Source organism: Streptomyces sp. NBC_01363, from assembly GCF_026340595.1.
Classification (GTDB): domain Bacteria; phylum Actinomycetota; class Actinomycetes; order Streptomycetales; family Streptomycetaceae; genus Streptomyces.
The window spans coordinates 437193-458608 of the sequence record NZ_JAPEPF010000001.1; the positions used below are offsets into that span (position 1 = coordinate 437193).

At 70.6% G+C, this 21416-nt stretch carries 20 protein-coding genes; 12 read left to right on the forward strand and 8 right to left on the reverse strand.

Annotated features, from left to right (window positions below; translation table 11 throughout):
• Nucleotides 1-64: 64 nt before the first annotated feature.
• Complete coding sequence (locus OG611_RS01970; protein ID WP_266414903.1) at nucleotides 65-871, reverse strand: class I SAM-dependent methyltransferase; 807 nt, start codon at nucleotides 869-871, stop codon at nucleotides 65-67.
• A gap of 454 nt (nucleotides 872-1325) precedes the next feature.
• On the opposite strand from OG611_RS01970, the gene OG611_RS01975 reads away from it, so the two are divergent.
• On the forward strand, nucleotides 1326-1679 hold the full coding sequence (locus OG611_RS01975) for a beta/gamma crystallin domain-containing protein (RefSeq protein ID WP_266414905.1): 354 nt from the start codon (nucleotides 1326-1328) through the stop codon (nucleotides 1677-1679).
• A gap of 73 nt (nucleotides 1680-1752) precedes the next feature.
• Here the strand turns inward: OG611_RS01975 and OG611_RS01980 are convergent, their stop codons facing one another.
• Nucleotides 1753-2574 carry an A24 family peptidase gene (locus OG611_RS01980; protein ID WP_266414908.1) on the reverse strand — a complete coding sequence of 274 codons (822 nt, stop codon included), beginning with the start codon at nucleotides 2572-2574 and terminating at the stop codon, nucleotides 1753-1755.
• A 97-nt stretch (nucleotides 2575-2671) separates the two neighbouring features.
• Between OG611_RS01980 and OG611_RS01985 the strand changes: the two genes are divergently transcribed.
• On the forward strand, nucleotides 2672-3061 hold the full coding sequence (locus OG611_RS01985) for a DUF192 domain-containing protein (protein ID WP_266414910.1): 390 nt from the start codon (nucleotides 2672-2674) through the stop codon (nucleotides 3059-3061).
• Nucleotides 3058-3516, forward strand: a complete 459-nt coding sequence (locus OG611_RS01990; RefSeq protein ID WP_266414912.1) for a hypothetical protein — start codon at nucleotides 3058-3060, stop codon at nucleotides 3514-3516. Before OG611_RS01985 ends, OG611_RS01990 begins: the two co-directional genes overlap by 4 nt.
• A 15-nt stretch (nucleotides 3517-3531) precedes the next feature.
• On the opposite strand, the gene OG611_RS01995 is transcribed toward OG611_RS01990, so the two are convergent.
• On the reverse strand, nucleotides 3532-4116 hold the full coding sequence (locus tag OG611_RS01995; RefSeq protein ID WP_266414914.1) for a helix-turn-helix domain-containing protein: 585 nt from the start codon (nucleotides 4114-4116) through the stop codon (nucleotides 3532-3534).
• Between the two features lie 208 nt (nucleotides 4117-4324).
• Here OG611_RS01995 and OG611_RS02000 point away from each other — a divergent pair, with 208 nt between their 5' ends.
• The 5 genes from OG611_RS02000 (at nucleotide 4325) to OG611_RS02020 (ending at nucleotide 10196) form a co-directional block, all read left to right on the forward strand.
• Entirely contained in the window at nucleotides 4325-5473 is a 1149-nt protein-coding gene (locus OG611_RS02000; protein ID WP_266414916.1) for a Zn-dependent alcohol dehydrogenase, read from the forward strand.
• Complete coding sequence (locus OG611_RS02005) at nucleotides 5470-6900, forward strand: APC family permease (RefSeq protein WP_266414918.1); 1431 nt, start codon at nucleotides 5470-5472, stop codon at nucleotides 6898-6900. Before OG611_RS02000 ends, OG611_RS02005 begins: the two co-directional genes overlap by 4 nt.
• Before the next feature lie 197 nt (nucleotides 6901-7097).
• Nucleotides 7098-9098 carry a hypothetical protein gene (locus tag OG611_RS02010; RefSeq protein ID WP_266414921.1) on the forward strand — a complete coding sequence of 667 codons (2001 nt, stop codon included), beginning with the start codon at nucleotides 7098-7100 and terminating at the stop codon, nucleotides 9096-9098.
• A gap of 46 nt (nucleotides 9099-9144) precedes the next feature.
• Nucleotides 9145-9726 (forward strand): hypothetical protein, encoded by a 582-nt coding sequence (locus tag OG611_RS02015; protein ID WP_266414924.1) that lies wholly within the window; start codon nucleotides 9145-9147, stop codon nucleotides 9724-9726.
• Between the two features lie 20 nt (nucleotides 9727-9746).
• Entirely contained in the window at nucleotides 9747-10196 is a 450-nt protein-coding gene (locus OG611_RS02020; protein WP_266414926.1) for a DUF3592 domain-containing protein, read from the forward strand.
• A 37-nt stretch (nucleotides 10197-10233) separates the two neighbouring features.
• Here the strand turns inward: OG611_RS02020 and OG611_RS02025 are convergent, their stop codons facing one another.
• The 3 genes from OG611_RS02025 to OG611_RS02035 form a co-directional block, all read right to left on the reverse strand.
• On the reverse strand, nucleotides 10234-10977 hold the full coding sequence (locus tag OG611_RS02025) for a hypothetical protein (protein WP_266414928.1): 744 nt from the start codon (nucleotides 10975-10977) through the stop codon (nucleotides 10234-10236).
• A gap of 43 nt (nucleotides 10978-11020) precedes the next feature.
• Entirely contained in the window at nucleotides 11021-13345 is a 2325-nt protein-coding gene (locus tag OG611_RS02030) for a Tox-REase-5 domain-containing protein (RefSeq protein WP_266414930.1), read from the reverse strand.
• A gap of 301 nt (nucleotides 13346-13646) precedes the next feature.
• Nucleotides 13647-14240: a hypothetical protein gene (locus OG611_RS02035; protein ID WP_266414932.1), complete on the reverse strand. Its 594-nt coding sequence runs from the start codon at nucleotides 14238-14240 to the stop codon at nucleotides 13647-13649.
• A 222-nt stretch (nucleotides 14241-14462) separates the two neighbouring features.
• Here OG611_RS02035 and OG611_RS02040 point away from each other — a divergent pair, with 222 nt between their 5' ends.
• Nucleotides 14463-14966 (forward strand): DinB family protein, encoded by a 504-nt coding sequence (locus OG611_RS02040; protein ID WP_266414935.1) that lies wholly within the window; start codon nucleotides 14463-14465, stop codon nucleotides 14964-14966.
• Between the two features lie 169 nt (nucleotides 14967-15135).
• Here the strand turns inward: OG611_RS02040 and OG611_RS02045 are convergent, their stop codons facing one another.
• Entirely contained in the window at nucleotides 15136-16005 is an 870-nt protein-coding gene (locus OG611_RS02045) for an LLM class F420-dependent oxidoreductase (RefSeq protein WP_266414937.1), read from the reverse strand.
• 192 nt (nucleotides 16006-16197) lie between these two features.
• Between OG611_RS02045 and OG611_RS02050 the strand changes: the two genes are divergently transcribed.
• Nucleotides 16198-16662: an HAD family hydrolase gene (locus OG611_RS02050; RefSeq protein WP_323180076.1), complete on the forward strand. Its 465-nt coding sequence runs from the start codon at nucleotides 16198-16200 to the stop codon at nucleotides 16660-16662.
• Nucleotides 16663-16710: 48 nt separating this feature from the next.
• Here the strand turns inward: OG611_RS02050 and OG611_RS02055 are convergent, their stop codons facing one another.
• Complete coding sequence (locus OG611_RS02055) at nucleotides 16711-17913, reverse strand: MFS transporter (RefSeq protein ID WP_266414939.1); 1203 nt, start codon at nucleotides 17911-17913, stop codon at nucleotides 16711-16713.
• A 122-nt stretch (nucleotides 17914-18035) separates the two neighbouring features.
• On the opposite strand from OG611_RS02055, the gene OG611_RS02060 reads away from it, so the two are divergent.
• Together OG611_RS02060 and OG611_RS02065 are read left to right on the forward strand one after the other, a co-directional pair.
• Nucleotides 18036-18368 (forward strand): helix-turn-helix transcriptional regulator, encoded by a 333-nt coding sequence (locus OG611_RS02060; RefSeq protein ID WP_266414940.1) that lies wholly within the window; start codon nucleotides 18036-18038, stop codon nucleotides 18366-18368.
• A gap of 443 nt (nucleotides 18369-18811) precedes the next feature.
• Nucleotides 18812-21412 (forward strand): MDR family MFS transporter, encoded by a 2601-nt coding sequence (locus OG611_RS02065; RefSeq protein ID WP_266414941.1) that lies wholly within the window; start codon nucleotides 18812-18814, stop codon nucleotides 21410-21412.
• Nucleotides 21413-21416 lie beyond the last annotated feature (4 nt).

Here is a 21416-nt window from a genome sequence, read left to right on the forward strand (position 1 = left end):
AACGCGGGAAGCGTGCGTGCCAGACCGCGTCCGCTTTTCCGATCCGAGGTCACCCGACAGCCTCTCAGGGCCGGACATCCGGTTTGCGGGCCTCGATCAGGAATCGGGTGGTGTGGGCGACGAACGGCCCCTCGGTCTCGATCAGGTGGTGCAGCTCGGCCAGTCGCGGCCGGTACTCCTCGACGGTGAAGCCCGGCACCATCCAGATCACCTTGCGCAGGAAGTAGACGACGGCGCCGATATCGAAGAACTCGGTGCGCAGGGTCTCCGCCCGCAGATCGACGACCTCCAGGCCCACCGCCTCGGCCGCCGCCCGCGCCTGTTCGGGGTCGCGGGAGCCGCGCACCTCGGGGGGCTGCGGGCCGAGGAAGTACTCGACGAGCTCGAAGACGCTGGCCGGGCCGACCTGTTGCGAGAAGTACGTGCCGCCGGGGGCGAGCACCCGCGCGATCTCCGCCCACCAGGTCGTCACCGGATGCCGGCTGACCACCAGGTCGAAGGCGTTGTCGCCGAACGGCAGCGGCGGCTCGTCCGGATCGGCGACCACGGCCACGCCGAGCGGGTGCAGGAGCGCGGTGGCACGGGCGATGTTCGGCGGCCAGGACTCGGTGGCGACGGCGAGCGGCGGCAGCTTCGGTACGGAGGCGAGGACCTCGCCGCCGCCGGTCTGGATGTCGAGCGCGGCCCCGGCGCGTCCCATACGGTCCGCCATGGCACGGGCATAGCCCCAGGAGGGGCGCTGCTCGGTGGCCCTGCCGTCGAGCCAGGCGAAGTCCCAGCCGTCGACGGAGGCGGTGGCCGCCTCCAGGACGAGGGCTTCGAATCGTGCGCGTTTCGCTTCGGCGGCCGCTTCTTCGGATGCTCCGGACATACGGGAATGGTGTCAGCCGGGTGCCGAGCGGCGCGACCGCATTAGGGCCTGTCCGGCGGATCAGGGTCGGACAGGCCCTCGGGGCGTCCGCCCGTCGGCGGGCGCCCCGAAGGGGCCGTGCGCGTCGGCTCCACCGTCCACCGGGCCCATCGGGGCCCTGCCGGAGCGGCGGGTGGGGCGGGGCCGGCGGGGGTCCGGGCCGTTGCCTGCTCGACCGCACGCCACGGCCTCACCTCGGGTTATCACCTATTTGATGTGTTTTCCCTGACTGCGGACGGTATTGCCTCTTTTCGTCTATAGCGTGGCGACCGCATCGTTCGAGCTGCCCGACGGGGTCTCGGGGCTGCCTGGCGGGTCGTGTCCCGTTGTCGGCTCGACGAAGCACCGTTCCGTCATGACGCAACATCGCCGACAGGGCCGGCCGGTGCGCCGGCCTTCGTGTGAAGGGGAATCCGTGATCTCGAAAACCAAGAGGGCCGCGCGTTGGGTGGCCGTGGCGCTCGCCACGACTGCCGCGCTCACCATCAGCATGCCGAGTGGTGATGCCTTCGCCATCGACCACGTCCAATGTGTCGGTGGGGAGAACTTCCTGAAGATCTGGTCGCACTTCGAGGGCCGTGACAGCGTCGACTGCTACGCGAACGGCGGGAAGACCGACTTCGGCGGGTGGTGGGTCGACCGGATCTCCACGGGCAACAACGACCTGATCTACTACGACGCCAATGGTGACTCGGTGAAGATCGAGCGCTGGCACGACATCACCTTCCCGAACCATCCGCCGAAGGTCGTCGCCATCCAGATCGTGTGACGAGTTGACGTCCGGTTGCGGGGAATGACTGTCCCGGCCACGCTCTTCTGGGCGTGGCCGGGGTACGGCGGGGTCAGGCGGCGAGCGCGCCGAGCAGCATGCCCAGCAACGCGCCCGTGATCATGAACGGGCCGAACGGGATGCCGGTCTTGCGCCCGGCCCGCTTCATGATCATCAGCCCGAACCCGTACACCGCACCGAGCAGGAATCCGGCGAAGCCTCCGGCGAACACCACGGCCCAGCCGTACCAGCCGAGGGCCATGCCCAGCGACAGCGCGAGCTTGACGTCCCCGAAGCCCATTCCGTTCGGGTTGATGAGGAAGAGCAGGAAGTAGAAGCCGCCGAGGGCGGCTCCGCCGAGCAGGGCGGACAGCCAGGACCCGGCGTGTTCGGGGAGCAGCGCGGCGGCGCCGAGGAGTAGGGCGACGGCCCCGGCGGCGGGCAGTGTCAGCCGGTCGGGCAGCCGGTGGACGCGGCGGTCGATGGTCGCCAGCAGTACGGCGACGGGTGCCAGCAGCAGCCAGACGGCCAGTTCGGGGCGGAGCCCGGTGGCCGCCGCGAGGACGGCGCAGGAGAGTGCGGTGACGACGGGGACGAGGACGCCGGGGGCGTAACGCGTTGCGCGCGGCGAGCCGTCCGTCCCGTCGATCCGGTCTCCCGGCCCGTCGCCCTGGGTGATGGGTGCCGGGGCGGTGGGTACCGGCACCGCCGCGCACTGCGCGCACCGGGTGGAGCCGAGCCAGCCGCGGGCGAGCCCGGTCAGGGCGTGGCCCTCGGGGCAGGCGTCGCGCCAGGGGTCCTCCGGTTCGACGGAGAACCGGTAGGCGGCGCGCGGGACCAGCAGTCCGGCCGCTGCGCCCCAGAGTGCGGCGAGCACTGTCAGCATGGCGTCCACGGAGCCGACCCTAAGCCGGTGCCGGGCACGGGTCATGGGTCCTGGGGCCCACTGCGTGCCGTTCCGGACCGAGCGGCCGTCACCTGGCGCTACCTTCATGACCATGGCTCAATGGCGCAATGGCAAGGGCACGTTGACGGTCACCGACGCACAGGGAGGGCAGGAGGAGGAGATACCGCTGCGGATCGCGGCCTCGTACCGGGCCCGGAGTCGCGGGCTGCTCGGGCAGGACGGGATCGACGGCGCCCTGCTGATCACCCCGTGCGGGAGTGTGCACAGTTTCCGGATGCGGTTCACCATCGATGTGGCGTATCTGGACCGGAAGTTCAGGGTCGTGGCGGTCCACACGATGAAGCCCGGCCGGCTGGGCCTGCCCCGGCTGCGGGCCCGGCATGTGATCGAGGCGGAGGCCGGAGCGATGGAGAAGTGGGGCATCCGGCCGGGGGCCCGGGTGTCGATCGTCCAGAGCGAGATCGACCGGAAGTGATCGGCCCGGCTGCCTCACGTACCGGGTTCCACCGCACCATCGGCGGCCTGCGGGGGCTGCGCTCCACCCGTACCCGGCTCCAGCGCCTGATCCACCACGGCGACCTCAATTTCCGCTGCGACATCGCCCACCCCCTGGCCGGCCCGTCGACCATGGTGATCCACCGGGCCGCCGTCCCGCACGCCCACCTCGAACACACCGGAAACACGCCGGCCCGCATGGAGCAGGTCCGTATGTGCGTCTCCGTCAGCGGACCGCACAACCTCCCGGTCATCGTCCGGCTCCATGGTCTGAACGCCATCGGCCCGTTCGAGATGCTGCCGGCGGAACGCTTCCCGATGCTGGAGGTCAAGGACCGCACGGTGGCGCCGCATTCCCCCAAGCGCATGGGCTGGCTCCTGGACACCCGGGGCCGCGCGACCCGTCGCATTCCGCTGGATCCGCCCCGGCCCTGATCCGCCGGACAGGCCCTACGGCCGGAGCTTGGTGCGGGAGAGCGGCAGGGCGGGCGCGATCGACCAGAGGACCTCGGCCTCGTCCTCGCCGGGGTTGTCCCAGGCGTGCGCGGCCCGTGCGGAGAACGTCGTCGAGTCGCCGGCCTCCAGGAACCTGGGCTCGCCGTCCACGCTCAGCCGCAGCGTGCCGCGGACCAGGTAGGCGAAGACGGTCTCGGCCTCCAGGCTGTACGCGCCGCCGGAGCCGCCGCCGGGGCTCAGGATCGTCCGCATGACCTGGACGTGCCGTTCCTCGGCGGGTGTGAGGAGGAACTCCTCGATGCCGTGCCCGCCCATCTCCAGCTTGGCGCCCAGGCCGCCCTTGACGACGTCCTGGTCCGGATAGTCGAAGAGCGTGGCGATGCCGGTGCCCAGGGCCTCGCAGATGCGGATCAGGGTCGGGACGGAGACCGAGGTCTTGCCGCGCTCGGCCAGGCTGACGAACCCCTTGGTCACACCTGCCGCCTCGGCGACCTGAGCGAGCGTCAGCCCCTGTGCCAGGCGGAGCTCACGCAGCCGCGGACCGATCGTGGACATGTGGCTGTCAGGGGCTTCGGGCATGGCGGACACGCTACCTGTCGGAGACGTCACGGTCGGTGGCCGGGGGAAGACGCAGGTCAGAAGGGTCTTTACCCATCGAGTTTAGTGCTGTAAAACTTGACGAAAGTTTAATGGCACTAAACAAGACGCTCCGGCAGGCCGCTGTGCCGCCCGTCGCCGATCGTGCCGCCCTTCCCCGACCGTGCCGCACCACCCGAGGAGTAAGCCGATGAGCTCCCCGTCCTTCCAAGAGAGCACCGCGCGCACCGTGCGCGGCGTCGTCTTCCGCTCCCCGGGCCAGGAGGTGACCGTCACCGACGTCACCCTGGCCCCGCCCGGCCCCGGCGAGGTCGAGGTCGCCGTGGCGGCGGCCGGCGTCTGTCACTCCGACCTCCATGTCATCCGCGGCGAGTGGGACCACCCCACCCCGGTCGTGATGGGGCACGAGGGCTCCGGCGTGGTCACCGCCCTCGGCGCGGGCGTCACCGGCCTGGCGGTCGGCGACCATGTCGTCCTGTCCTGGGTCCCGTCCTGCGGCACCTGCCGCTTCTGCGTCTCCGGGCGCCCGGCCGCGTGCAGCCTGGTCGCGGAGGTCGTCGCGCCCGGCGGGGTGCTGCACGACGGCACCAGCCGGCTCTCCATCGACGGCGAGAAGGCCCACCACTACCTGGGCGTCTCCTCGTTCGCCGAGCGCGTCGTGGTCCCCGCCTCCGGCGCGATCAAGGTGCGCGAGGACGCGCCCCTCGACGTCATCGCCCTGGTCGGCTGCGCCATCGCCACCGGTGTCGGCGCGGTCCGCAACACGGCGGGCGTCGAGGCCGGGGCCACCGTCGCCGTGATCGGCTGCGGCGGCGTGGGCCTGTCCTGCGTGCAGGGTGCCAGGCTGGCGCAGGCCGGCCGCATCGTCGCCGTCGACGTCGTCCCGGAGAAGCTGGAGCTGGCCCGCCGGCTCGGCGCGACGGACGCGGTCGACGCCCGTGACGGCGATGTCGTCGAGGCCCTGCGCGCCCTGGTCCCCGAAGGCCTGGACTACGTGTTCGACGCCATCGGCAAGATCGAGACCACCGAGCAGTCCATCGCGGCGCTCGGCCAGGGCGGCGCCGCCGTCATCGTCGGCCTCCCGCCGACCGGCCGCACCGCGCGCTTCGACCCGCTCGCGCTCGCCGAGGCCGACCAGCGCATCCTCGGCTCCAACTACGGCTCGGTCGACGCCGGCCGGGACATCCCGGCCCTGGTGGACCTCGTGGTGTCGGGCGAGCTCGACGTGGAATCGATGATCTCGGCACGGCGTCCGCTGGACGAGGCGGGCGACGCACTGGCCGACCTCGCCGCCGGCCACGCCCTGCGTCAGCTGCTGATGATGGAGGACCGGACATGAGCACCGCCGGAAAGCAGACCACCGCCGGAAAGCCGGCCGACGGCCTGGCCCACCGCTCCGTCTCCACGTTCGAGGTCGGCGCCCAGAGCGTCGCGAACGTCGCGCCCAGCGCCGTCATCGCGTTCGCCCCCGCCAGCATGGCGGCATCCGCGGGCAACGGCGCCTGGTTCTCCTTCTTCCTGGCCATGGCGGCCGTGCTCGCCATCGCGTACTGCATCTGCGTCTTCGCCCGCAGGCGCGCCGGGGTCGGTTCGCTGTACGCCTTCTCCCGGCTCTCGCTCGGGGCGCCCGGCTCGTTCGTGACCGGCTGGGCGCTGCTCATCGGTGCGGTGTGCATCGGCTCGGGCTCGCTCGCCGGTGCCGGTTACTACACGGCGCGCGCCCTCGACCAGATCGGCATCGGGCTCTTCACCGGCATCCCCGGCCAGATCCTGCTCGATGTGCTGCTGGCCGCCGTCGCGATCCGGCTGACGATCGCCAGTGTGCGGACCGCGGCACGGGTCGCCTCCGTGCTGGAGGTCGTGTCGATCGTCCTCATCGTCGTCGTGCTGGTCCCGGCCTTCTTCAAGAGCGGGAACATCATCGACACCGAGCAGTTGAGCCTCAGCGGCTCCACCCTCGACGGCATCGTCTTCGCCGTGGTGCTGGGCGTGCTCGGTTTCGTCGGATTCGAGGGCGCCGCTTCACTGGGCGCCGAGGCCACCGACCCGTACAAGGCGATTCCCCGCTCGGTAATGGGCAGTGCGGTGCTGGCCGGTGTGCTGTACATGTTCGCCACCTACGCGCAGGTCGCCGGGTTCGGCGGGGCGGACGCCCTGGCGAGGAGCACCGACCCGATGGATGAACTTGCCGAGCTGTCCGGCCTCGGCTTCCTCAAGTTCTTCCTGCACGCGGGCTTCGCGGCATCGTTCGTGGCCGTGGTGATGGCCTGCATCACCGTCGCCGCCCGGCTGCTGTTCGGCATGGCGAAGGAGGGTGTGATGCCGGCCCGGCTCGGCGTCGCCCACCCCCGCCACCGGACCCCGTCCGCGGCCATCTGGGCCGTCGCCCCGTTCGTCGCCCTCCCCGCGGTGCTCGTGGTCGGCGCCGGGACCGAACCACTGAACGCGACGACGTACATCGACACCATCGGCGTCTTCGGCTACATGCTCAGCTACACCCTGGTGTGTCTGGCCGCGCCGCTGTTCGTACGCCGGATCGGGGCCCGCGGCCTGCTGATCACCTGGGGCCTGGGGCTGATCGGCGCCGCCGCGATGATCTACGTCTTCTACCGCAACCTGTGGCCCGCTCCGGCCTGGCCGCTGAACGTGCTGCCGTACGTGTTCGTCGGCGCGCTGGTCGTCGGCATCGTCGGCTTCGCCGTGCTGCGGGTCCGCAGACCGGAAGTCGCCGAGCGTGCGGGAACGTTCGCGGACGACCTGGACTGACCCGGCCGCATCCCGCTCCCCTCCCCCGATGCCCCGCCCCTCCGCTCCTCGCGGTGGGGCGGGGCATCGCCCGTTGGGCCCGACTTTGGGGCCAAGGGCCCAGGTCACCCGGCTCGTACATCCGTACGCTCACGTCCACACCCGCATGCATAACTGCGGGCACAGGCATGGCAAGTGGGCGTCGGAGAGGAAGAACCGTGACTGGTGGCGGGGGCTGGGGAAGCGGAGGCGCGGGCCACATACCGCCGGGGAACGGGGGTGGTGGTTCCGGCGCGAGCGGTGGCGTGTTCTTCGCCCTGACCCGCAGCTGGGCCGCCGGCGCCCTGGTCTACATCGCCGCCGGTTATCTGGTCTCGCGCGGACTGGTCGAACTGCTGGCCACCGACGAGCGGCTGACGAGCTTCGGCTGGCGGCTGGCCCTGCTGCACGTCCCCAACGTCATCACGACCGTCCTCACGGTCCTGGCCTCCGCCCGCGTCCTGCCCGACGAGCACCGCGAGTCGCGTCTGCTGACGCTCCTCGCCGCCCTCACCGTCCCGGTGGCCGCGCTCGTCTACGGACTGGCCGTGTCCTGGCATCTCGTGGACGTCGAGGGCACGTTGATGCCGATGGTCGCGCTGGCGACCGGCGCGGCGGCGGGGCTGGCCGTCGACCGGCTGCTGGACGACCGCGCGGACGAGCCGGAGCCCGCCCCGTACCGCCCGTACTCCTGGCGGGACGGCGGCGCCACGGCCATGGAGTACCTCGGGGTGGTCGTCCTCGTGGTCACGCTGATCGGCGCGATGGCCATGGCGGGTGTCGGCGGGCAGATCGGCGAGCGCATCCGCTGCGCGATCAGCTCGATGGGCGGCGGCGGTGGCGGCTGCTCCACCGGCAGCGGGGAAACCACCGCGAAGCCGAAGACGGACGCCGACTACGAGCCCAAGATGTGCCAGGTCTCCAGCATCTCCGACACCGTCGGCGACAAGGTCAAGATCGGCTGGTTCGAGTGGGGCAACGAGTACGGCTTCCAGCAGAAGGTCAGCCAGGCCAAGACGGACGTGAACGGGGACGGCACGGTCGACGAGAACGACAAGCTGGTCTACATGACGTTCACGGACGCCGCCTCGGCCGGTGCCACCGCCAGCACCCCCGGCGTCAAGCTCGGCAAGCTGGGTAAGGCCGATGTGGACGTCGGTGGCGGCATCAAGATCACCAACGGTGACACCTGGGTCTTCAAGAGCGAGGAGGACGCCAAGAAGATGCGGGACGACATCGAGGAAATGAAGATGTGGGAGACCTCCACCAAGTACAGCGGCGGCTACGGCGGCGGCTGGTACTCCGGGATGAAGTGGGCCGACAAGAAGAAGGACGTCGAGAAGAAGATCGGGGACAAGAAGATCTCCTACTCGACCGTCGGTCTCAACGCCTACGCGGACGGCGGACTCTCCATCAGCGCGGGCGACGAGGCCAAGCTCGGCGCGAAGCTCGGCGGCAAGGCGAAGTTCTCCCCCGAGGTGACCATCACCAAGGACGACGTCAACGGCAACGAGTCGTACACGTACACCGCCAAGCTCGACCTGGAGGGCAAGGTCAGTGGTTCGGCCGGTCCGCTGGGCGGCGCGGCCTCCGCGAAGGACAGCCGGACCGGGGCGGTCACCGTCACCCGTGACCAGAAGACCGGGAAGATCGTCCGCATCGACATGACCCAGACCGTCGAGAACGGCTCGACGACCGACAAGGGCGACATCAGCGGCGACAACGGCAAGAAGGACGGCGACAAGCGCGGCGGCAAGGTCAGCGGCTCCGACTCCTCCGGCGACACCGCCATCGAGGTCAGGACGAACTCGATCGTCTTCGGCAAGGACACCGACAAGGCCACCGAGGACAAGCGGGCCATCGCCGAGCAGTGGCTGGACGGCTCCGGCAACAACACCGCCCCGTTCGAGTACATGTTCGGCGATCAATCTCTTCAGCAGAAGCCCACCGGAACCGACCCCTTCGACCAGCTGATGTACCAGGACGGCCTGTCGAGCACGATGAAGTACCACGGTCAGACGGACGCCCAGGAGTTCGGCTTCGAGGTCTCGCTCGGCATGAGTCTGGGATTCTCCATCTCCGACGAGCACAAGAAGGAGACACTGACGGACGCGCAGTTCCTCGGGGCTCCGCAGGGCGACAAGCGCTCGTACCTCCCGTACAGCTACTGCGCGAAGTAGCCCGTACGGGAAGCACCGACCACGCACGACGAAGAGGCGATAGGCGATGACGACGAAGAAGATGTACCGGGCGATCGGCGCGACCGCTGCCGCCGCCATCGGCCTCGCCCTGCTCACCGGCTGCGGCGGGGAGACCGCCGCGCTGCCGGAGGGCTGGAGCAAGCTCGACACCAAGAGCCTCTCCGTCGGCTACCCCGGGGACAAGGGCTACAAGGAACAGCCCGCGGCCGACCGGGCCAAGGCCAACGCGGCCGTCGCGCTCAAGGAGGAGGGCGGGCTGCGCACGGGCATGGTCTCCGTGCAGCTCGACTTCGCCACGGGCGTGGACAGCGCCGCCGAGGCGGCGTCCGCGGCGGGCGCCGGCATCGGTATCGGGGCGACCCGCAAGGGGACCGAGGAGGTGCGGCTCGCGGGTGCGGAGAGCGCCCGTGACGCACGCCGGATCGACTACGAGTTCACGTCGAACGGCGAGGAGCGGACCCCGGCGCAGGGCACCCGGATGACGGGGGTCGTGGTGGCGGGTGTCGATTCGAAGGATGTGCCGTTCGCGGTCCGGATCAATGCGGTGAAGGGCTCGCTGAGCCCGAAGGATCTCGACGCCTTCGTCGATTCGATCACGGTCAAGTAGCGGATCGGGAGCGCGCGTCCATGCAGATCCTGCCCGGCGGCACGGCCACGTTCCTGCTGCTGTTCGGCCTGCTCCTCGGCGCGTTCGCGATCCGTTCCGCGCTGCGTCTGAACCGGGTGCTGCGGCTGGTACGGCACGGCGAACGCGCGGAGGGGCGGTGCGCGGACCGCCGGACGGCCGACCGGGGGCCGGGCATGGAGCGGAGTTACGCCACCGAGTACGTCTTCGCGTTCCGCACCCGGGACGGCCGCGACATCGAGTTCACCGACCATGCCCCGGGCCCGTTCGGCTTCGAGGTCGGGGCGCCGGTCCGGGTCAGTTACGACCCGGCGGACCCGGCGAAGAACGCCACGGTGGCCGGGCCCGGGGCATGGGGCCCGGCGGTGATGCCCGCGGTGTTCGCGCTCGGGCTCGGGGTGTTCGCGGTGGGGCTGCTGCTGGGGTTCGCGGCGATGCGGGGCTGGCTCTGAGGCGTGCGCCTCCCCGGGGGGTGCGGGCCCGCAGCTGTCAGAACTTGTCGCGGTCGATCGGCAACGGGAGCGGCGTCAGCGAACCGGCCGCCCGCAGTTCCCTGTTGGCCTCGATGATCGTCTCGTTGCCCGGCACGGTCGTACCGCCCCGGGTGAGGTCGATGACCAGGCCGCCGGCCGCGGTACGGGTGTACGTGCCGTCGAGGCCCTCGGGCGCTGGTGCCGCCCGCCCGGCGGAGAGGTAGACCGCCCGGCCGCACCGGGGGTGGGAATTCTTCAGCTCGAATTGCTCTGCCACCGCGTCGTACTGGGAATCGTTGTACACCTGACCGGCGTCGATGTCCCAGGCCTCGGCGATGATCCGCAGAATGTCGGGCGACCGCCGGATCACCTCGGTCGATTCGTCCAGCTCGCGCGAGCGGAAAGCGAGCGAGATCGAATTCGTGACGTACGGCGACGACCCACCCGCGTGAATTGCCGCGGTGACGCGCAATTTCCCGGGATTGTGCGCCCAGAGGGAAACCGTGTAGCCGACCACATCGAGATCGGGCCCTTGGTTCTTGCGCTCGATGTAATCGACCAGTACGTCTTCCGACACCGCGTCCCCCGACGGCAGCACCACGGGGTCGGACGCGTCACCGCGCCCGGCGTCGTGCCAGTCGCCGAATGTGGCGCCGTCCACTTCCTTGAGCGCGGTGAGAGTCTTTGCCCATCGTCTGCCGATCTCCCGGACATCCTCTTCCCGGACGCCCCAAGAAGCGTTGACGACGACATAAAGCACGGAACTCTCCCTCAGCCTTCGGAATTGCGCCCGGCGCCCGCGTTCAGCCGACGACATCTCCCGGCGTGTTGATCACCTTAACGTCGATGTTCCGTTCCCGGAACATCTTCCGGGCCGCATCGGCGACATCGGGATCGGACAGGTGCCATTCGACCGGCTTGCCCCGTGCGGCGTCCAGCTGGCGGGTTGCCTGGTCGGCCCAGCGGCCGGCGAGATCCGGCGCGAGTTCCCCGGTGTCGGCGTTGTAGTACTTCTTGCCCGTGTACCCGTACTTCGCCTCCAGGTACGTGCCCCGCGAGGCGTCCCAGCCGTCGAAGTCGACCGGCTTCCCCGTGAGCTTGTCCAGCGGAACCCGGTACTCCTTCCCGCGGCCCACCTTGGAGATCTGCTCCTGGTAGCGGGCACCCATCTCGGTCGGGTAGTTCCAGACGCCGGGCTTGATCTCCTGCCAGTTGCCCGTGCCGCCGTCCTTGGCCCCGGCCGGCGGGTCCTTGAGGTCCTTGTACCAGGCCGGCTTCGGCTGGTCCTGAGCGGCTTCCAGGGCCTTACGGCGCTTGGCCGCGTCCGCGGCCTTCTTCGCCTCGTCGGCCAGCCGCTGGGCTTCGTCGGCGGCGGCCTTCTTCTCCGGGTCGACCTCGTCGCACTTCCCCATGAGGAAGCCGACGGGTACGGAGACGGGCGGGGCCGCGACGAGGCCGGTGCCCGAGCCGGACAGTCCGACGCCCCCGCCGCTGCCGTACGGGACCCGGACGCGACCGCCCATCCCGACGGTGCAGCCCTTGAGACCGGCCTGCTCGGCGGCGTCGTCGGCGTGCTGCTGCGCTTCCTTCGCGGCCTTCTCCGCGGCCGTGACATCGCCCGCCTTGGCGGCCTTCTTCGCCTTGGACGCGGCCTCTCCGGCCTTCTCGGCGACTTCGCCCAGCTTGCCGAGTTTCCCGAACTTGCCCAGCTTTCCGAACTTGCCGACGAGCTTGCCCTCGCCGTAACCCGGGATGAACAGCGAGCCGATGTTCCAGAGGCCGGTGCCGATCGCCTGGCCCTCGTTGCCGTTCTTCCACATGTCCCGGACTTCGTCGCCGATGAACATGTCGTCGAGGACCTTGCCGCCGGTACCGCCGGACGCCTTGGTCCAGTCCCAGACCGCGCCGAGGTAGTCGCCCTTGGACCACTTGTCCCCGGCGCCCTTGGAGTCCTGGCTCCACTTGTCGCCGAGGCTCTTGCCGTAGTCCTTCAGGCCGTCCCACGCCTTGATGGGGTGGAAGATCGTGCCGAGCGTGCCGGTGATGTCGCCCCACAGCCCGTCGCCGACCAGGCCCTTGAAGAAGCCGCCGGTCTGGTGCGCGGCGCAGGAGAAGAAGGCGCCGACGCCCGAGGTGCAGCTCTCGCCGGGCTTCTCGTCGCCACCGCCGCCGTCGTCCTGGCCGTCGCCGCCGTTCGGCTCCCCGGAGCTGTCCACGTCGTCGCCGCCGTCGTCGACCTGGGTGGCGGTGTCACCTCCGCCGGAGCTTCCGGAACCGCCCGAGCCGGATCCCGAACCGTTGCCCGCGCTGCCCGCGCTGCCCGCTGAGCCGGTTCCGCCGGCCGTGTCGCTCCCACCGGCCGCGTTGGAGCCCCCGGCCGTGTCCGACCCGCCGGACCCGGAACCGGACCCGGAGCCGGAGCCGGACCCTGCCGGGCCCGAACCCCCGGAGTCCGTACCGCCCGTGGCCACCGATCCGCCCGAGTCCGTACCACCGGACGTGGCCGACCCGCCGGTGTCCTTGCCGTGCCCCGCCTCCACGTTGCCGCCGGGCGCGGGGCAGGCGCTCCCGGTGAGCCGGCAGATCGCGTCCTGCATCCCACCGGTCAGCTGGGCGGCGATCCCCGTGACGACCAGTCCGCCGATGAGGGCCACGACCACCAGGATCATGCCGAGGTATTCCATCGCGGTCTGACCGGCGTCGTCCCGGCGCCACTTGATCATGCGCGCGATGCTGAACCGTCGGTGCGGCAACCGCTGTTCGAGGGGCAGCTCGAACCATTCGCGCGCGCTCGACCGGAACAGCAGGACGATGACGGCGACCGGCATCACCAGCTGGGTGACACCGCGCCCGCCGCCGTCCCCACCGAGGGTCGCCAGCGCGCCGAAGGTGAGCCAGACGTGTACGGCCAGCAGCCCGCGCCAGACCCAGATGCCGCCGGTACGCACATACAGCGAGAGGACGAACGCGAACACGCTCGGCAGCGCCGCGTACAGCAGCAGCCCGAACAGCTGGCCGTCGACCTCGTTGACCGCCGATGCCACCGTCAGCACACCGATGCCGCCCACGACGGCGGCCGCGAAGAGCAGCCGTACGAGGATCAGCACCGCCTGCAACGGACGCGGCAAGGACTGCCTGCCCCCCTGCCGGCCCACGGCGACACCCCCACCGGCGACACCTCCACCGGCACCACCCGAAACCGCAAATCCGCCTATGCCAGACACGACGAGTCCCCCAGCTTGCCGGTGTACGGCCGCAGTTCAGCCACTCCACGCATCCGACCACACCGGCACCCTTCGGGGCATGGGCCTCAGGACCCAATGCAAGGCTCAAAGTTGCCGATTCCGACGAAAGTCACGGAGCGGAGCCGAACCGAGCCGAACCGAACCGGGCCGAGCCCAGCGGCGAACCGACAGGCCGCCCCCGCCACTACCGGACAGGAACCTCGCTCCCGAACAGCATCCAGGGCGACTGGTCGTACGAGGCCACCCCCGCCAACTGCGGCTGCATCGCGGCGATCTCGTGCCGCACGGCCAGGGTGTCCGGCCAACTGTCGAAGTACGTCGTCCCGTTGATGACGACACCGCTCCAGTCCGTCGCCACGGAGGCGCCCTCGCGGTCGACGACGAAGCCGATGCAGAGCACGGAGGCCCGCCCTATCGCCTCCCTGATCGCCCTCGCGGCCACTTCCTGCTCGTCCCGGGTCAGCCGGCCGAAGCCGAATTCCAGCGCGACGACGCCGTCCCGCATCCGGCGGATGCGTGCGGGCACGTCGGTTCCGCTGTTCACCCACAACAGGAAGTCGACGCTGTCGAGCCGCTGCAGTCCGGCCAGGAGTACGAGCTGCTCCCTGGTCACCCACGACGGGGTGCCGCGGGGGCCGGGCCCCGGCCCGAGGAGCGTGACCCGCCTCGTGATCGGGTGGCTGAGCCGCAGTCCCGCCGCGTCGAGATCGCTGAAGAGCGACTCGGAGTCCGGGCGGCTCCAGCCGAGGTGGTACGAGTAGAAGAAACCGTCACTCATCGACACATCACCCCATGAAGGACAGGTGGAGCGTGCAGTTCCAGGTGCGTGCGGGCACGCCGGGCCAGCGCCCGTGCCGGGCGCCGGTCAGATGGCTCGCAGTTGGTCGTGCACGAGCCTAATGAGGCCCGATCGCCGGGGCGTGGGCCCAGGGACCCAGGGGCGGGCCCCATTGGACAATGCGATGGACAGGAGGCGGTCCGACGCGGATCGTGTACGCCGATGACACGCACCGATTCGCCTCCCGCATGGGACGAGCGCACCCAGTTGGCCACCTTCCTCGACTACGTCCGCGACACCGCACGCGCGAAGTGCGAGGGCATCTCGCCGGACGATGCCCGCCGGGCCCCGCTGCCCGGCTCCCCCCTGATGACGATCGCCGGGCTGATCAACCACCTCAGCTGGGTCGAGTACCACTGGTTCGAGGTGGTGTTCCTCGGCGGTGAGGACGAAGGGCCGTGGACGGACGAGGACCCCGACCGCGAGATGCGCATCGCGGTGGACATGCCGCTCGCCGATGTGCTGTCGCTGTACGAGGAACGGACCTCCCGCTACCGCGAGTTGGTCGCCAACCACGACCTGGACACCTCGGCCGAGCGCCCGCGCGGCAACGGTACTCACCCCGACCTGCGCTGGATCGTCCTCCACCTGATCGAGGAGACCGCCCGGCACAACGGCCACCTCGACCTGATCCGGGAGATCGTCGACGGCACCACCGGCGTGTAGGCCTGCAAACGCGCAGGCGTGCGTGCAGGCGCGTAGGACCGTAGGCGTGCAGGCGTGCAGGCGCGTAGGTGTGCAGGCGTGCAGGCGCGTAGGTGTGCAGGTGCATAGGTGTGCAGGTGCATAGGCGTGCAGGCGCGTAGGACCGTGCGGCGCGCAGCGCACCCGTCGGCTATCCGATCGCGGCGACGGCGGGTGCGATGCGCTCGGCGACCTGGTGGGTGAAGCTGACCGGGTGCCGGTCGGGCAGCAGCTGGATCTCACTGATGCCCAGGCCCGCGTACGCCTCCGCTTCCGCGAGAAACGCGTCCGGCCTGGCCAGCACCGGGCCGTTGTACATCACGGTCTTGGTGATGGCGTCGTAGTCACGGTCCTCCGCGTCGCAGTGCGCGCGCAGCACGTCGAGCTTGTGGGCCACTTCCTTCTGGTCGGTGGCGAAGAGGTTGCAGGCGTCCCCGTAGCGGGCGACCAGGAGCAGGGTCTTCTGCTCGCCCCCGCCGCCGATCATGATCGGCGGGTGCCCGCCGATCGGCTCGGGCACGCACAGCGTCTCGGCCAGTTGGTAGTGCCTGCCCCGGAACGGACCGTTGTCGTCGCTCCACATCTGGAGGCAGATCCGGATCGTCTCCTCCAGCCGTTCGAACCGCTCGGCGACCGGGACCACCGGCACTCCGAGCCCGTACTGCTCCCGCTCGTACCAGGAGGCGCCGATGCCCAGCCTGGCCCTGCCGCCCGAGAGCACATCGAGGCTGGTGACGATCTTCGCCAGGAGTCCGGGGTGCCGGTACATCACGCCCGTGACCATCAGGCCGAGCGTCATCCGCTGACTCACCGCGGCCACGTAGCCGAGCGTGGTGTACCCCTCCAGCATCGGTTCGTCGGCGACGCTCTGCCCGGTCTCCATCTGGAAGTAGTGGTCCATCACGGTGAAGGACGCGATCTCCGCCTGCTCGGCGATCCGCACCGACTCCGCGAGCGTGGGCGCGATGAGCGCGGGGTCGGCCGGTGTCGAGTAGTTCCAGTAGTGCAGACCGAGCTTCATGTCCCGCCTCCCGCCCGACGCGCTCGACCACCTTGCGTAGTCGGCTGTCACGCTACGCGAGGTGCCGGTGGTCGGCATGTCGGACGAGGTGCCGAAACGACGTGTTCCACGGCCGGGCGGGCGGACCGTCTCTTCGCGCAGAGCTCCCCGCGCGATCACGCCCGGATCACGGGCCGGAACGACACGGAACGCGTGGCGGCGGAGCTCGGTGACGAGTTCTTCCGCCGGGTCGACGAGGGCGCGCCCCTGCGCCCCGGCGCCCAGCGGCTGTTGTCGCAGCTGGAGGACCAGGGCGTCCCCTTCGCCCTGGTGAGCGCCTCCCCGAGAACGGTGGTCGACTCGGTGGCCCGGGGAGCGCTGGCGCATGTGCCGTTCGCGTTCACCCTCTCGGCCGACGACACCGTACGCACCAAGCCCCACCCGGACCCCTACCGGGCCGCGGCGGAGCGTTTCGGGGTGCCCCCGGCGGCGTGTGTCGCCGTCGAGGACTCACCGGACGGCGCCGCCTCGGCCGAGGCGGCGGGCTGCGCACTCCTCGTGGTGCCGTCCCTGCTTCCCCTACCGCCCTCGCCGCGACGGATCTTCGCCGACAGCCTCGCCGGAATCGACGCGGCGGACCTGCGCCGCTACGTGGAAGCTGGACCGCAGGAGGGCTGAGAGGCTGTGGTGTCGCGGGCCATGCACGCAGTGATGTGGGACGGCGGGTCACGCCTCGGATTTCTCCGGATTGACCGAGGCCGGTTCCGGTGTTGCGGGGGCGGGGGCGGGCGCGGCGGGGCGGCGCGTGGTTCCCAGGTGCCAGAAGAGGGTCAGAGCTGTGATGCCGGCGGCCACCGGCCCCAGTTCGGCCGGGGCAAGCCCGAGCCACTCCTGCGCCAGTCCGCCGAGTCCGCCGCCGAGGGCGATCCCGATGTAGAGCGCGGAGGAGTTGAGGCCGAGCAGGACCGGCGCGGCGGCGGGGCTGAGCGAGATGAGCCGGTGCTGCTGGGGGACGACGATGACGCCGACGGTCACACCCCAGACCACGGCCCAGACCAGGGTAGAAGCGAGGGCTCGGGTCGCCAACGGGGTCAGCACCAGGGCGAGAGTTGCGAGGGTGAGGGCGCCGGTGAGGACGCGCGCGGAGTCGTGGCGGTCGACCAGGCGCCCGGCGGTGATGTTCCCGGCCAGGATGCCGACGCCCCAGGCCAGCAGGATCAGGGTCAGGAGCGATTCGTTGCCACCGGTGGCGTCCCGCAGGGTCGGGCTGATGTAGGTGTAGAGGGTGTAGGTGCCGAGGAAGGCGAGTGAGGTGACCGCCAGCAGCGCCAGTACGCGGCCCTGCTTGAGGGGGCGCAGACGGTCGGGCAGCGAGGCGGCGGGAAGCCTCACCCCGGGGAGGCCGGCGGCGATACCGACGGCCGCCAGCAGGCCGATCCCGGCGACGGCCCACAGGGTGATGTGCCAGTCGGTGCGGCCGATCAGAGTGCCGAGAGGCAGTCCCAGCGCGGTCGCCAACGTCAGGCCGCCCAGGACGAAGGCCAGGGCCCGGCCACGGCGTTCCGGCGGTGCGATGGCCGCCGCGGTGCTGGAGGCGGCGGAGTTGATGATTCCCGCTCCCACGGCGGTGGCGATGCGGGCGGCCATCACCACTCCGTAGCTGGTTCCTAACGCGGTGACGACGTTGCCGACCACGAACACGGTCAAGGCGATCAGCAGTGCCGAACGCCGGTCCAGGGCACTGGTGAGGGCCCCCATGATCGGCGCGGACAACGCCATCGTCAGGGCGAAGACCGTCACCAGCTGACCTGCCGCCGGGGTGGAGACCTCCAGGTCGGCGGCGATGGAGGGGAGCAGGCCCGCGATGACATAGCTGTCGGTGCCGACGGCGAACGTCGCCGCGGCCAAGGGGAGAAGTCGTCTGAGCATGGATCGTGCCGCCCTTCCGGAGCATTGCGGAGGTAGATGGTCGGCACTGTAAGCAATGCATGGATGCTTGTCCATGTATCAATGAGTGGATAGGCTGGCCCCGTCACGGACGGAGAGAAACGATGCGTGAGGTATCCCAGCCGGCGACCGAGGCGATCCGGATGGTGGAGGTGCTGCGCGCGCTGGCCGACCCGGTGCGGCTGGAGATCGTCCAACGGCTCGCCGCCACCGGCGAGGAGAGCTGCAACGCCATCGGCGGCGACCTGGACGTCCACCAGACGACGCTGTCCCACCACTACCGAGTGCTGCGCGAGGCGGGCGTCACCTGGACCACCGTCAAGGGCCGCTCCCGGCTGGTGCGGCTGCGTCGCGACGACCTGGACGCACTGTTCCCCGGCCTGCTCGAATCCGTACTGAACGGGGCTCGCCACCCACGCCCCGCCGCAGGAGACTGACACGCCAGGCATCCACCTCGGCCCGCAGGAAGCGCCAAAGGGTGTACTCGGCAGCGCCGATCTTCGAAGCCGGTGTCAACCAGGCCGAAAAGCGGGCGGACGCGGCGACAGGAGTGACCATTCGGTGCCGAGCTGAGCGATCGGCTCAACTACGCAACCCAGGCCGGCCGAGCACGACCTGGAGCCTGACCGAGCCGGCGGGCTTCCTGGTCGCCGAGGGGTGGTCGGCGACATCAGCCACGAGGGCCTGCGCATCCCGCTCCGCGAGTAAGACGTCTCCTTCAACGCCCGAAGACCTGGCAACCCTCCCGCGATCCCGACTACGCGCCCAAGAAGCCACGGCTCGGGCAGGGCGTCCGCCAGGTGCGTCGCCCCGCAGGCACACACCGATCGTTCACCGCGACTCGCTACCACGCGTTGGATACCTCAACTATCTTATTTCCGTGGACCAGTTGATCGCCGAAGATCCCATACACATCGGCCCGTACCGCCTGATAGCCCGTCTGGGTGCGGGCGGCATGGGCCTGGTGTACCTCGGCCGTTCGGAAGCCGGACGGACCGTGGCCGTGAAGGTGGTGCAGGCCGAACACGCCCAGCACCCCGAATTCCGCAAGCGGTTCGCTCGTGAGGTGGCGGCCGCCCGGCGGGTGGGCGGGACGTGGACGGCGGCCGTGCTCGACGCCGACACCGAGGCGCAGGTGCCCTGGGTGGCGACCCAGTACATCCCCGGGCCCGATCTCACCACCGTGGTCTCCAAGGACTTCGGACCACTCCCCGAGCACTCGGTCCGCACCCTCGCCAACCGCCTGGCCGCGGCCCTGCAATCGGTGCACGGCGCGGGCCTGATCCACCGCGACCTGAAACCGTCCAACGTGCTGGTGACGGTGGACGGGCCGCGCGTCATCGACTTCGGTATCGCGCGGGCCATGGACAGCCTTGCCGGAGACAGCCTGCACACCCGCACCGGGATGCTGATCGGCTCCCCCGGCTTCATGTCGCCCGAGCAGGTGCGCGGCCTCGAACTCACCCCGGCCAGCGATGTGTTCTGCCTGGGCGCGGTCCTCGTCCACGCCGCCACCGGCCGCCTTCTCTTCGGCGCCACGGAGACCGGATTGAACGCGCACCTCTTCCGGATCGCGGAGGAGGAAGCGGACCTGACCGGCGTACCGGAGTCGCTCGTCGACCTCGTACGCGCATGTCTGCACAAGGACCCGGCGCAGCGGCCCACGCCCGCCGACGTGGCCGCGCGCACGGCCGCCGACCCGGACGGCGAGTGGCTGCCCGGGTCGGTGCTCGCCCAACTCGGGCGCCACGCGGCCCAGTTGCTCGACTTCGCCCCGGAGACCAGGGCCACGCAGTCGGATCCGCGCATCCCGGCCCAGCCGCAGCCCGCCGACCGGCCCCGGCCGCTCCCGCCGCAGCCCGCGTACACCCCGACGACACCGGCGGACCGCCACCCGTCCGCGGGGTTCGGACCGCCCCCGGGCCCGCCGGTGCCGTCGTTCCCGGCCGGTGTCCAGGCTCCGCACCCCATGCGGTGGTGGGGGCTGGGGATGGCCACGCTGGCGCAACTGCTGGTGCTGACCGGTACGTCGATCACGAACACCGCTCTGCCGGCCATCTACACCGACCTGGGTGTCTCCTCCTCCGACGACATGCGCCTGTTCTCCACCGCCTACATGCTGGCCTTCGGCGTGCTGCTGCTGCTCGGCGGGCACCTCTGCGATCTCGCGGGCCGCAAACGGGTGTTCATCATCGGCTCGGCCGGTTTCGCGGCGGCCTTCGTGATCGCGGGCCTGGCTCCCTCTGCCGGCCTGCTCATCCTCTCCAGCGCCTTGCAGGGCATGTCCGCCGCCCTGCTCTCGTCGTCCGCGCTGGCCCTGGTGTCCGCCGGCTTCAGCGATCCGAAGGAGCGCGGCAGGGCCTTCGGGATCTACGCCGCGGTCGCCGGCGGTGGCCTGGCGTTCGGCATGTTCGCGAGCGCATGGATGGTCGACAGCCTGAGCTGGCGCCTGTGCATGTACGCCGCTGCCGCGCTCGCTCTGCTCCTCGCGATCTGCGCGGCCCCTCTGGTGCACGACCCGCACCCGGTCCGCACCCCTGCCCGCCCCGACGTACCGGGGCTGCTGTTCGGCACCGGCGGGCTCACCGCGCTCGCCTTCGGCTTCGACAGGGCCGAGGTGGTCTACGACGGCAGCACGGCCGGTACGGCGGGCTGGACCACCCCCCTGACCCTGATCCTCCTCGTGGGCGGTGCCCTCTTGCTGGTGGCCTTCGCGTGGCGGCAGGCCAGTTCGCCCAGCCCGCTCGTCCCGGCGCTTGTCCTCAGGGACCGCAACCGGGTGGGCTCCCTCCTCACCCTGGCCTTCCTCGGCCTGGGCCTGCTCGTCACGTTCCTGATCCTGACCAGGTACCTCCAGGGTGTCCTCGGCTACCCCATGGTCCGGAGCGGTATGGCCATGCTGCCCATGGCCGGCGCGGCCGTCCTCGCCTCCACCCAGGTCTCCGGACGTCTGTGCCACCGGCTGGCGCCCCGCAATCTGATCGTGCCGGGCCTGCTGCTGACGGCGGTCGGCCTGGCGATCCTGACCGGGATCGATGCCGACAGCGCGTACACCGCCCAGATACTGCCGGGCACGCTGCTCATCGGCTTCGGTGCCGGCCTGGCCTTCACGCCGCTCTTCACCACCGCGACCGACGGAATCGCCCCGCAGGACTCCGGCGGGACCTCGGCGATGGTCCTCGCAGCCCAGAATCTGGGCAGCTGGGCCGCCTGGCCCCTGTTCGGCACCGTCCTCGCCTCGGCGATCTCCGCGCGGCTGTCCGATGCGTCGGGCATTCCCGCTCCGTTGGTCAATGCGGCCAAGGCCGGTATCCCGCTCAGCAGGCACAGCCTGCCGGAATCGTTCTCCGGCAGGCTGGATCAGGTCAACAAGGCAGTCGTGAGCGGGTACTCCGTCGTCCTCTGGTGGACGGTCGGCCTCACACTGTTCGCGAGTTTGCTCGCCGGCCTGCTGGTCACGGCCAGGGCTCCCAAGCAGTGACCCC

Coding starts and splice junctions, on each gene's coding strand:
- OG611_RS02015 (WP_266414924.1), top strand. CDS start 9,145: ATGACGACGAAGAAGATGTACCGGGCGATCGGCGCGACCGCTGCCGCC.
- OG611_RS01970 (WP_266414903.1), bottom strand. CDS start 871: ATGTCCGGAGCATCCGAAGAAGCGGCCGCCGAAGCGAAACGCGCACGA.
- OG611_RS01995 (WP_266414914.1), bottom strand. CDS start 4,116: ATGCCCGAAGCCCCTGACAGCCACATGTCCACGATCGGTCCGCGGCTG.
- OG611_RS02060 (WP_266414940.1), top strand. CDS start 18,036: ATGCGTGAGGTATCCCAGCCGGCGACCGAGGCGATCCGGATGGTGGAG.
- OG611_RS02000 (WP_266414916.1), top strand. CDS start 4,325: ATGAGCTCCCCGTCCTTCCAAGAGAGCACCGCGCGCACCGTGCGCGGC.
- OG611_RS01985 (WP_266414910.1), top strand. CDS start 2,672: ATGACCATGGCTCAATGGCGCAATGGCAAGGGCACGTTGACGGTCACC.
- OG611_RS02055 (WP_266414939.1), bottom strand. CDS start 17,913: ATGCTCAGACGACTTCTCCCCTTGGCCGCGGCGACGTTCGCCGTCGGC.
- OG611_RS02005 (WP_266414918.1), top strand. CDS start 5,470: ATGAGCACCGCCGGAAAGCAGACCACCGCCGGAAAGCCGGCCGACGGC.
- OG611_RS02035 (WP_266414932.1), bottom strand. CDS start 14,240: ATGAGTGACGGTTTCTTCTACTCGTACCACCTCGGCTGGAGCCGCCCG.
- OG611_RS02020 (WP_266414926.1), top strand. CDS start 9,747: ATGCAGATCCTGCCCGGCGGCACGGCCACGTTCCTGCTGCTGTTCGGC.
- OG611_RS02045 (WP_266414937.1), bottom strand. CDS start 16,005: ATGAAGCTCGGTCTGCACTACTGGAACTACTCGACACCGGCCGACCCC.
- OG611_RS02040 (WP_266414935.1), top strand. CDS start 14,463: ATGACACGCACCGATTCGCCTCCCGCATGGGACGAGCGCACCCAGTTG.